At 41.8% G+C, this 10,721-nt stretch carries 8 protein-coding genes; 1 reads left to right on the forward strand and 7 read right to left on the reverse strand.

What is annotated here, in order from left to right:
* Window positions 1–81: 81 nt before the first annotated feature.
* From NST34_RS17670 to glgB, 5 genes are all read right to left on the reverse strand, one after another.
* Window positions 82–804 (reverse strand): amino acid ABC transporter ATP-binding protein, encoded by a 723-nt coding sequence (locus tag NST34_RS17670; RefSeq protein WP_042188767.1) that lies wholly within the window; start codon window positions 802–804, stop codon window positions 82–84.
* Complete coding sequence (locus NST34_RS17675; RefSeq protein WP_042128253.1) at window positions 791–1,456, reverse strand: amino acid ABC transporter permease; 666 nt, start codon at window positions 1,454–1,456, stop codon at window positions 791–793. Before NST34_RS17675 ends, NST34_RS17670 begins: the two co-directional genes overlap by 14 nt.
* Before the next feature lie 106 nt (window positions 1,457–1,562).
* Window positions 1,563–2,381, reverse strand: coding sequence for a transporter substrate-binding domain-containing protein (locus NST34_RS17680; protein WP_341128439.1), 819 nt, complete (start codon window positions 2,379–2,381; stop codon window positions 1,563–1,565).
* Window positions 2,382–2,709: 328 nt separating this feature from the next.
* Complete coding sequence (glgA, locus tag NST34_RS17685) at window positions 2,710–4,134, reverse strand: glycogen synthase GlgA (RefSeq protein WP_076283565.1); 1,425 nt, start codon at window positions 4,132–4,134, stop codon at window positions 2,710–2,712.
* 48 nt (window positions 4,135–4,182) lie between these two features.
* Window positions 4,183–6,120 (reverse strand): 1,4-alpha-glucan branching protein GlgB, encoded by a 1,938-nt coding sequence (glgB, locus tag NST34_RS17690; protein ID WP_341128440.1) that lies wholly within the window; start codon window positions 6,118–6,120, stop codon window positions 4,183–4,185.
* 216 nt (window positions 6,121–6,336) lie between these two features.
* Here glgB and NST34_RS17695 point away from each other — a divergent pair, with 216 nt between their 5' ends.
* On the forward strand, window positions 6,337–7,563 hold the full coding sequence (locus NST34_RS17695; protein ID WP_341128441.1) for a glucose-1-phosphate adenylyltransferase: 1,227 nt from the start codon (window positions 6,337–6,339) through the stop codon (window positions 7,561–7,563).
* 376 nt (window positions 7,564–7,939) lie between these two features.
* Here NST34_RS17695 and NST34_RS17700 read toward each other — a convergent pair whose 3' ends face one another.
* Entirely contained in the window at window positions 7,940–8,419 is a 480-nt protein-coding gene (locus NST34_RS17700; protein ID WP_341128442.1) for a hypothetical protein, read from the reverse strand.
* Between the two features lie 1,230 nt (window positions 8,420–9,649).
* Window positions 9,650–10,717, reverse strand: coding sequence for a GNAT family N-acetyltransferase (locus tag NST34_RS17705; RefSeq protein ID WP_341129563.1), 1,068 nt, complete (start codon window positions 10,715–10,717; stop codon window positions 9,650–9,652).
* Window positions 10,718–10,721: the final 4 nt, after the last annotated feature.

Below are 10,721 nucleotides of genomic sequence, written 5' to 3' on the forward strand. Positions count from 1 at the left end.
ATATCCTCAAATTATGCAACTGTTAAAAAAATAAAGCGGCACCCGGATAACTTGCCCGAGCGCCGCTACAATTTGACTTACTTATAACACTTTACTTAAAAAATCCTGTGTACGTACATGCTGAGGATTTCCGAATACTTGTGCAGGTGTACCCTGCTCTACAATCACGCCGCCATCCATAAATAGAATACGGTCGCCCACTTCGCGTGCAAAGCCCATCTCATGCGTAACAATGACCATTGTCATCCCATCTTCTGCAAGCTTCTTCATAACCTCCAGCACCTCACCAACCATCTCTGGGTCAAGGGCTGAGGTTGGCTCGTCAAAGAGCATCACATGAGGCTGCATCGCCAGCGCACGGGCAATCGCGATCCGCTGCTTCTGTCCTCCGGACAGCTGAGCAGGATATGCATCCTTTTTATCTTCAAGGCCTACAGTCTTGAGCAGCTCCATTGCGAATTTATCAGCTTCGGACTGCTGCTGTTTTTTCACCTTAATCGGGGCTAGTGTAATGTTCTGCAGAACTGTTTTGTGAGGAAAGAGGTTAAACTGCTGAAATACCATTCCCATCTTCTCACGTGTGACATTAATATCGTGCTTTTTGGAGGTAATAGATTCACCTTCAAAAGTGATTTCGCCACCAGTTGGCTGCTCCAGGAGATTCAAACAGCGCAGAAAGGTACTTTTACCCGATCCACTCGGTCCGATAACGACGACGACCTCACCTTTATGAATCTCCAAGTCAATTCCCTTGAGAATTTCCAGCTTCCCGTAATTTTTTTGCAAGTTCTTAACGGCGATCATCGGTATTCAGCCTCCTTTCCAGTCTACCTAGGATCTTCGATAGCGTAAATGTCAGCACAAAGTACATAAATGCGATAATTACAAGTGGTGTCATACCATCGTAAGAAATCGTTGTAACCGTACGTGCTTGAAACATCAAATCCGTAACGCCGATAAAAGAAATAATCGATGATTCCTTGATAATGGTGATAAATTCATTTCCGATTGCCGGAAGAACACTCTTGAGTGCCTGCGGGAGTATGATATGGCGCATAGTCATCCCTTGCTTCATTCCAAGTGAACGGGCTGCCTCCATTTGTCCACGATCTACCCCTTGTATCCCAGCACGGAAAATCTCTGCAAGGTAAGCAGAACTGTTAATGGATAAAGTGATTGCCCCCGACTGAATCGGTGTAAATTCAATCCCGAATGTAGCCAATCCATAATGGATCAGAAACAGTTGTACAAGCATAGGTGTACCACGAAGGAATTCTACCCAGGCTGTTGCCAAGAAGCGAAGCACACCCCATTTGGACATACGTAGCAAGGAAACAATAATCCCTAGAATAAAACCAAAGAAGACGCCTAGAACAGCAAGCAGCAAGGTATACTGCAAACCGGTTAGGAAAAAATCACGATAATCATAAGCCATTTTAAATAAAGTAATGTCCATAACCTATCCTCCCATCTCCAAAAAAATAGAAAATAGCTTATTGTCGCTATTTTCTGTATACACATACAATTTACTTTAGCAGACTTTAAAAATATCCGTTGTTTCTTTACTTCGTGCTATCTGCAAGCTCACTAGCTGCCGTTACGTACTCATCAATTTTACCTTCTGAGTTTAAACGTGTCAGTGTGCTGTTTACTTGATCCAGTAGCTCTTTATTTCCTTTTTTAATACCAATAGCATAACCGTCATCTTCAACTTCTGGCTTAGCATCAGTAATTACAAGACCAGGAACATTCTTAACGAATGATTTGGCGACGGGCCCTTCAATGATAGCAGCATCTACACGATTGGATTGCAATTGTAGAACGATTTCGGAGATTTTACCAAGCGAAGTGATTTTCGCTCCCTCGATCCCTTTAGCAATTTCTTCTTGAATGGATCCAGTCTGCACACCAATTTTGGTACCTTTTACAGCATCCATAGTGGCGTATTTATCTTTGTCCGCTTCGCGCACAACAATCGCTTGCTCAGCCTTGTAATAAATGTCTGAAAGATCAACAGCTTTTTTACGTTCTTCCGTCGGGCTAAGTCCAGAAATTACAATATCTACTCTTCCGCTGGACAATTCGTTTAGTAGTGAGTCGAATGGCAAGTCCTTAATTACAAGTTCTGCACCCATATCAGCAGCAATTTCCTTAGCGATATCAATATCAAAGCCCACGATAGTATCTTTACCGTCTACTACTTTATGGAATTCGTACGGAGGAAAATCTGCACTTGTGCCCATAGTAAGCTTCTTAGTAGCCCCACCGTTAGTTGCATTTCCACTTGCAGCGGTATCACTATCATTTTTATTTTGAACGCATCCTGACAACAGGCCTACTGCTAATAACATACCTAAACTAAGTTTACCCCATTTGTTCATTTCTATATCTCCCCTATTCGTATGAAAAAAATCCAAGTTGTCTCTTTGACCGACTTATTATAAATCAGAACGCATGAATATGCAAAGGCATAATTGTGACAATAACTTCCTTTTATTGGGTTTCAAAGCAAAGAATTCATTCTTCTGAAACATATTATTCAACATTTATTCAAATTTTATATAATTTTATACATTTTTACTATTCCCTAACTTAACCAAATCATGCGGCAAATCGCCCCTAATTTTCATCAAAAAAAGGAGTGCACTAAAGTATGAGTTATACTTCAGTGCACTCCCTTATTAACCTATTACGGAATCTAATGAATCCTTATTCCGTAATTTCATTATAAATATCAATGTACTGTTGCGCCGATACATTCCAGCTATAATCACCAGCGAATGCGTTTTTCGTAATCTTTTTCCAATGTTCAGGCTGCTTGTATAATGAGATCGCCCGGCGAAGTGTAAACATCATATCGTGGGCGTTGTAATTGCTGAATGTAAAGCCGTTCCCTTCACCGGATTCTTCATTATAAGCTTGAACGGTGTCATTCAAGCCGCCAGTTTCCCGCACAACAGGTATGCTTCCGTAGCGTAAAGCGAGAAGTTGACTGATCCCGCAAGGTTCAAACTTGGAAGGCATAAGAAAGATATCACTAGCAGCATATATTTTGCGTGAGAGTGCATCATTAAAGAGGATTTGTGAAGATAGCTTTGTCGGATAACGCCAAGCCGCTTCCTTAAACCACCGCTCATAGGACTCATCCCCCGTTCCAAGCAGAACAAATTGAATGTCATCCTTATACAATAGCTCATCCAATACACGCGTAAGCAAATCTAAACCTTTGGAATCCACAAGACGAGTAACCATAGCCACCATCGGAATATTAGCATCCACAGGTAGTCCTAATTCCTCCTGCAAGGCTAATTTGTTCTCCGTTTTCTTCGCCAGATTAGAACGATAACGGGTAACAAGACTTGTATCTGTTGCAGGATTATAACTTTTTGTATCTATTCCATTCACAATACCGCTTAAAACATCCGCTCGCGCATTCAACAATCCATCCAGTCCGTAACCATAATAAGGTGTTCGAATTTCTTCCGAGTAGGTTGGACTTACTGTGGTGACACGGTCGCTATATACAATGCCACCTTTTAAGAAATTCACATTCCCATAATACTCCACGCCGCCAAAATAACTGCTGTCCAGACCCAATAGCTCCCCAAGCACCTCATAAGGAAACACACCCTGATACAACAGGTTATGTATGGTAAATACACTTCGCATTTCGCTGTAAAATGGATTGTGTCGATAATGACCCTGAAGCAGCATTGGGATTACAGCCGCATGCCAATCATGGCAATGCAAGACGTCCGGCTGAAAATCAATAGCTGGCAGACACTCCAGCACCGCACGATTATAGAACGCGAAGCGCTCTCCATCATCCATATATCCGTAGATTCCGTCCCGTCCAAAATAATATTCATTGTCGATAAAGTAAACGGGGATACCGTCATAAACCATATGTTCGATTCCGCAGTACTGATTACGCCAGCCGATTGGCACATAAACTTCTGTTAAATGCTCCATTTTTGAAGTGAACTTTTCTGGAATCCCACGATATTTAGGCAAAATCACTCGTACATCCACCCCGGCACCCTTCAGCGCTTTAGGTAATGCCCCAATGACATCGGCCAGACCACCCGTTTTGATAAATGGATGAGCTTCAGCTGCGGCAAATAAAACTTTCATGATTATTTCCCCCTTTAAAGTGTACGGATTCTCTATTCGTTCTTTAATCTATGACTCAATTGCCTCTTTACTCTTACCCACTCGTGACGTTTTCTTAAACACCAGGAAGCTAAGAGGCGGTAATGTTAGCTCTATACTGTTCACCTGATTATGCCATTCTAACTTTTTGCTCTTCTGAGGCAAGTTGTGTATACCCGAACCTCCGAACGCTACATCTTCCGAGCTAAAAAGTTCTTCATAAGTCCCTGGGCGTGGAACCCCTATACGATACTGTTGACGCTGGACAGGTTGAAAATTGATGATAAAAAGCAACGTATCTCCAGGCTTCTTGCCTTTACGCAGATATGAAATTACGCTTTGTTCATTGTCATCTGCATCAATCCATTGATAACCCTCTTGGGAATGATCAAGCTCCCACAGGGCTTTCTCCGAGCGATACAGTTTATTAAGTGCAGCAGTGTAAGCTAGCATACCACGATGGCTGTCATAGTCCAGCAGTAGCCAATCCAGCTGCTCTTGATCCTTCCATTCGATAAATTGACCAAATTCTCCTCCCATGAACAGAAGTTTCTTTCCGGGATGGGATATTTGATAACCGAGCAGTTGCCTAAGTCCTGCGAACTTCTGTTCATAAGAACCGGGCATTTTGTCCAGTAACGACTTCTTGCCATGTACAACCTCGTCATGTGATAAAGGTAATGCATAATTTTCGGCATAAGCATAACATATTGGAAATGTTAATAAATTATGATGATGAGGGCGCCCCCAAAAATCATGTTCTATGTAACCCAAGGTGTCATTCATCCATCCCATATTCCATTTGTAGTTAAAACCGAGGCCACCTTCATGAGCTGGCGCTGTAACTCCCGGCCAAGCACTAGATTCTTCTGCCATCATTAATGCCTTAGGAAAATACTGAAATATCGCTTTATTCAGGTTCTGAATAAACTTAATGGCTTCTAAATTCTCCAGACCACCATTCACATTACGTCGATATTGATGAGCTTGTTTCTCAAAATCGAGACGTAGCATACTGGTAACCGCATCTACACGCATCCCGTCAATATGATAATACTCAAACCAAAAGAGTGCATTAGAAATGAGGAACGAAGAAATCTCAGGCTTGCTGAAGTCAAACGATAGGGTTCCCCAGCCTGGTTTTTCCGCTAACATTGGATCTGCATATTCATAAAGTGGCGAGCCATCAAACATTCTTAAACCGTGTGCATCCTTTGCAAAATGGGCCGGAACCCAATCCAGAATGACACCAATTCCAGCTTGATGCAAATGATCGATTAAATACATCAACTCATGGGGTTCACCATATCGGCTCGTAGCCGCAAAATACCCCGTCCCTTGATAGCCCCATGACAAATCGTATGGATGCTCAGCAAGCGGCATAAACTCAACATGGGTATAACCCATTTCCACCAAATAAGGAATTAATAATTCACTCATTTCCTGATAGCTGTAAAATTCCCCGTCTTCTTTCTGACGCCAAGTTCCAAAATGCATCTCATAAATGTTCATCGGTTGATGATATGGAGCTTTACTCTTTCTCCGCCATGCAGCATCTCCCCAACGATAACCACTGAGATCCGTAACAACGGATGCAGTCGCCGGTCGAACCTCAGCTTTGAAGGCAAAAGGATCCGCTTTTAGGAAGCTGGAGCCATCACTGGCAACAATACTGTATTTGTAAAAAGTTCCCGGCTGTATTCCCGGAAAAAAACGACTCCAAAATCCTGAATCGGGTATCTTATATAACGAGTCCATGTCCTGCGTTCCATCCCAGCCATTATGATCACCAGCTAGTCCTACATATGTCGCATGAGGAGCCCACACGGTAAAGCGCACGCCCGTAACGCCTTCTTCAGCGGCAGTGTGCGCACCCAGCATAGAATAGCTGCGATAATTGGTGCCCTCATGGAACAAATAAATATCAGCAGCTGACGGAAGGGTATCGATTGTTGCTTTTTCAGCCAATTCTACACCACCTTTTTTGAATGCTTGTACCTATTACATTAACCGAATATTACCATTTTGAAAATGATTTGATGTGAAAACAAAAGATTTTCTGATAAAGAAATATTAATTGTAATTTTTCTTTTTACACAGCAATATACTTCACCTATGTCGTTTCAAGTGCTTGTCGTGAGTTTATATATCAAGCATTGACAAAATAAATGGGAGGGATAACAAATGAATAACAAAAAAGATTGTATCGCCATGCTCTTGGCAGGAGGGGAAGGCCGCAGATTGGCTCCCTTGACTTCCAGTATGGCTAAGCCTGCAGTCCCTTTCGGTGGACAGTATAAAATTATTGATTTCCCACTAAGTAATTGTGTAAATTCTAAAATTGATACAGTAGGTGTCCTGACGCAATATGAAGCTGAATCCTTACATGAACACATCGGTGAAGGTGAGCCTTGGGGCTTACATAGTCAAAAGGATAAAGGTGTAACCCTGCTTCCTTCCGGTGTTGAAGGCAGAGACAGCTATACAGGAACTGCTGATGCAATTTATAAAAACATTGAGTATATCGATAGCCGCAATCCAGAACATGTTCTCATTCTATCCGGTGATCATATTTACCATATGGATTACCGAAAAATGTTGGATTACCATATAGAGAAGGCTGCAAAAGCCACTATCTCCGTAATGGAGGTGCCGTGGGATGAAGCTAGTCGTTTTGGAGTGATGAACGTAAATGATGAACTAAAAATCTCTGAGTTTGCGGAAAAACCAAAAGTACCTAAAAGTAATTTAGCTTCTATGGGTATATATCTGTTTGAGTGGGCTTATCTGAAGGAGCACTTGTTGCGGGATGCAGCTAATCCGAATTCCAGTCATGACTTTGGTAAAGACGTTATACCAACGATGCTTGATCAGAATGATGATTTATTCGCTTACCGCTTCAAAGGATACTGGAGAGATGTAGGTACTGTGGGTAGTCTCTGGGAAGCACATATGGATCTTCTGCAAAAAAACAATGGCATGAAGCTCGACAAAGCTCATTGGCCGATGTATAGCCGGAGTCGCCGGACTAAGCTTGCTGTTCATAAACCACGTGTTCAGATTCCATCAACGGACTCTCTCGTGAATGAATTCTGCACGCAAGAAGGCAGCTTGCAACGTTCTGTAATCTTCAATGGTGTAGAAATTGGCAAAATGAGCCAAATTAAACAAAGCGTTATTATGCCTGGCGTTCGCATCGGACGTGGAGTACAGATCGAAAATGCCATTATTGGCGAAGGCGCCATTATTAAAGATGGTGCTGTCGTCAAGGGAAGTATTAATAATATTGTAGTTGTTGGGCCCAATGAGACCGTAGCTCCTAAGCCAGCGGTTCGAAATCAACCCTCCCGTCTACTTCATGACGTATACGAAAAAACCGGACGTCTGCGAGCAGAAGTTCTACATTCATAATAACATACTGAAGCAAAGAATTTTCTTATATACGATTAGGCTGTTCAAAATCCAGGGAATAATATGATCCCCTTCAAGAAAATACTCCAAAAAAGGTCACATGGTATCATTAGAATGGAGAAAACTTGGAGGGGATTTTTGTATCTCTAAAAAGCCACATAGCTATCAAAACGTATAAGAATTCAGCTAAGAAATGTAGCTTCTATACATTGTTTTCCACGCCCAGCTTTGACTTTGGCATCCATGAAAAAAACCAAACAATATTCATATGTTTGACTTCTTTCAGGTTTGCTTGATAGCAAAACAGGTCGCTTTTCAGCGACCTGTTAAAATGTATTTTAGTGGCATTATATAAGTTCTTTTTAATTAATGATTACTAAGGAAGATAATTATAAAGGGTTCCAAATCCGAGATTATCAGACCGCACTTTTAAATAATACTGCTTTCCACCTTCTAAGTAATAATTGGTACTTACAGTGGGATTGTCTTTAGTTGCTTCCAACACATAAAGAGGGTGAACTCCGCCGCCCGGCCAGGTTACCATTAATGTTACACTGGCGAACGTACCTGTTCCAAGTTCGACAACTATCTTCCCATATTGGTGTTGACCATAAATGAATGTTGTTTGCCCTGCGTGATTATTAGCTGAAGTCCAATCGTTCATTGCAAAGACTTGCGATTGATCGTCCGCTGCAATGACTTCCGATTGATCGTCCGCTGCAATGACTTGCAATTGATCGTCCGCTGCAATGACTTGCGATTGATCGTCCGCTGCAAAGACTTGCGATCCCAATGAAAGCATTAAAACAAATAGAAGTAAAAAAGTAACACCATTTTTTTTCATTTTCATTTTCATTTTCATTTCCTCCTTTGATTTGTTGATGATCGCTCTATTATGTATCATAACGCAATCACTTTCATAGTAATTATATCATTATTTTATATTTATTTCAATATTTTGTATTTTTACAAAACAAAACCGAACAAACCAAATATTCTCCTCAATATCCTTTAGTTGTTATACCTCTCTGATATTTCCCATTTTTTATTTTTCTCTGCTCCCCTCTTATGGATGTCGGCCCCGCCTTTTCAGTCGTTACTTAGCCCTTCGGTTGGCTCTGTTCTACTTATTTAGAGAAGATTTCCCTTCCCCCAATTACAACTGATTTTTCTGCCGACATACAGATCGATTTTGAATCCGGTCGTAGGACTCCTCTTTAAAATAATTCATCCAGACTTGATGATTTCATTATATGTGCGTTTAAAGATTAAAAAATGGAACTATTCCTTTATTTCACAGAAAGTACTCCTTTGCAGCGTGCTCTCCAAACTTGATCCCAGAATCTCATTCATCATCCTTTTGCCAATACCACTCCCTTGACATTCAGGATCTACCAAAATTCATTCGCTTGATTCTTACAGGTTTGTTTGAAAGCAAAACAGGTCGCTTTTCAGCGACCTGTTAAGATGTATTTTAGAGACATTGTATATGTTCTTTTTTAATTAATAACTCAACTTTCGCAGCTCAAATCCCCAAATAAACCCTTGATATAGCTGGTTAAAGCGGCAATCCAATGCTGTAGTTGACCTACTCCTGTGCGTAGTAAACGTGTCCTTAGCAAGACCGGTGATATGTTACTGCCTTCCCTCTACCGATATTACCCGATTTCATCAGTAGTACACAGTGATCCGCGACTCCCTGTCCATCATTTGACATTCTCCCTTGTGATCGGTTGTTTGTCATACTTCCTTTTCCGAAGAATGAGCAGGGTATCCCAAGTTGCTATGAAGTCATTGTGTAGCATGTCATGCTCTTCGACTCCGGGAGAACTCATTCATCCTAGCCCTTAACGCATTAACGAATGTTATCTCACGCACTAACGAAAACGTCGACCTCTCCAGTTTACTCTTTTCGAGGCTCCATCACTTTCAGACCTACTACCTAGCTGTCTACGCTTAACGTCTGAAATTACTTCCAGCCGTCCAAGATTCGCTATTGGTGATTTGGCTTAACCTTTCCAAGCAGGATTTCCACCTGCTAGACTTCACAACCTATGCTTGGTCGAACCGAAATTCGAGTTAATAATTACTGCTGTTTGATTTGTATTTTCCCTCTCCACTCCCGATCCAGCATGCTCATTTCAATACAATCCACATATCGTTCACCGAACAACGCAGCTTCTCGCTGTATTCCTTCGCGTTTAAAACCAACCGATTCGCAAGTTTTCAGGGCAACAATATTGAAATCATAAACACCTAATGACAGTCGGTAGAGACCTAATCCATCAAACCCAATTCGCAGGATCCCATTTATCATCCTACTGCCAATCCCACGCCTGTGGCATTTAGGATCTACCACTACCCCCTCGATCCGCGCAGAACGATTTATTCGATCTATCGTTGAAATACTGATATGTCCAACCACTTTCTGGCTTGCTACGTGTACGGCACAATAGATGAGCCGATCGGATTCTGCAGGATGATTAGCTCCAGCTAAATAATTATTAAGTTGCTCATCATCTAAAGGGAAGGCTATTGTCGATCCTGCCCATTGTTTTAGGAACTCTGCTGTGTTGCTACAGCGCTTTAAAAATTCGAAATCAGCTTCAGAGAAATATCTGAGGATTACAGCATCTTCATCAAAATTTTCTGTAAAATGCTCGTAAAGATTGACTAAACGTCCATTCCCCATGTCGTTAGTCCCCATATAATAAAAACCCAAACTTTGATAATAACGATTGAGCTTAATGTTGTGTGCAACGGTATCAAATCTGAGTCCTCTACAGCCAAGTTCGCTGGCTCGTACCACAGCATATTTAAGCATATACTGCCCAAGCCCCTGACTGCGGTGTGAACCCGCCACAGCCAACCTATGCAAATAAGCATAAGACTCATCATTTTTACTGCCCCAGTATTGAGGATCACTGAATTGAAGTGTGAACATACCAACCACAACCCCATCGTCAAGTGAAAGATAAACATGCCTGTCGGCGAAATAACCTGAAATATCGACCTCGTTAAATTGTCCGGGAGTCCATTGGTTAATCCCATTAAGCTCCATCCACCCCGCCGCTTCTTGCAGCAGTCTCAAGATGTCGCTAACCCGATCTGGCTCTCCACGAACAATACTAATCGAATTCGTCGTCACTCCCATCACA

It is taken from the genome of Paenibacillus sp. FSL H7-0714 (assembly GCF_038003765.1).
Taxonomy (GTDB): domain Bacteria; phylum Bacillota; class Bacilli; order Paenibacillales; family Paenibacillaceae; genus Paenibacillus_AQ.

What these genes read in the sequence shown, in the direction of transcription:
- NST34_RS17680 (WP_341128439.1), bottom strand. Translation starts at nt 2,381, where the DNA reads ATGAACAAATGGGGTAAACTTAGTTTAGGTATGTTATTAGCAGTAGGC.
- NST34_RS17700 (WP_341128442.1), bottom strand. Translation starts at nt 8,419, where the DNA reads ATGAAAATGAAAATGAAAAAAAATGGTGTTACTTTTTTACTTCTATTT.
- NST34_RS17670 (WP_042188767.1), bottom strand. Translation starts at nt 804, where the DNA reads ATGATCGCCGTTAAGAACTTGCAAAAAAATTACGGGAAGCTGGAAATT.
- NST34_RS17705 (WP_341129563.1), bottom strand. Translation starts at nt 10,717, where the DNA reads ATGGGAGTGACGACGAATTCGATTAGTATTGTTCGTGGAGAGCCAGAT.
- NST34_RS17695 (WP_341128441.1), top strand. Translation starts at nt 6,337, where the DNA reads ATGAATAACAAAAAAGATTGTATCGCCATGCTCTTGGCAGGAGGGGAA.
- NST34_RS17675 (WP_042128253.1), bottom strand. Translation starts at nt 1,456, where the DNA reads ATGGACATTACTTTATTTAAAATGGCTTATGATTATCGTGATTTTTTC.
- glgA (WP_076283565.1), bottom strand. Translation starts at nt 4,134, where the DNA reads ATGAAAGTTTTATTTGCCGCAGCTGAAGCTCATCCATTTATCAAAACG.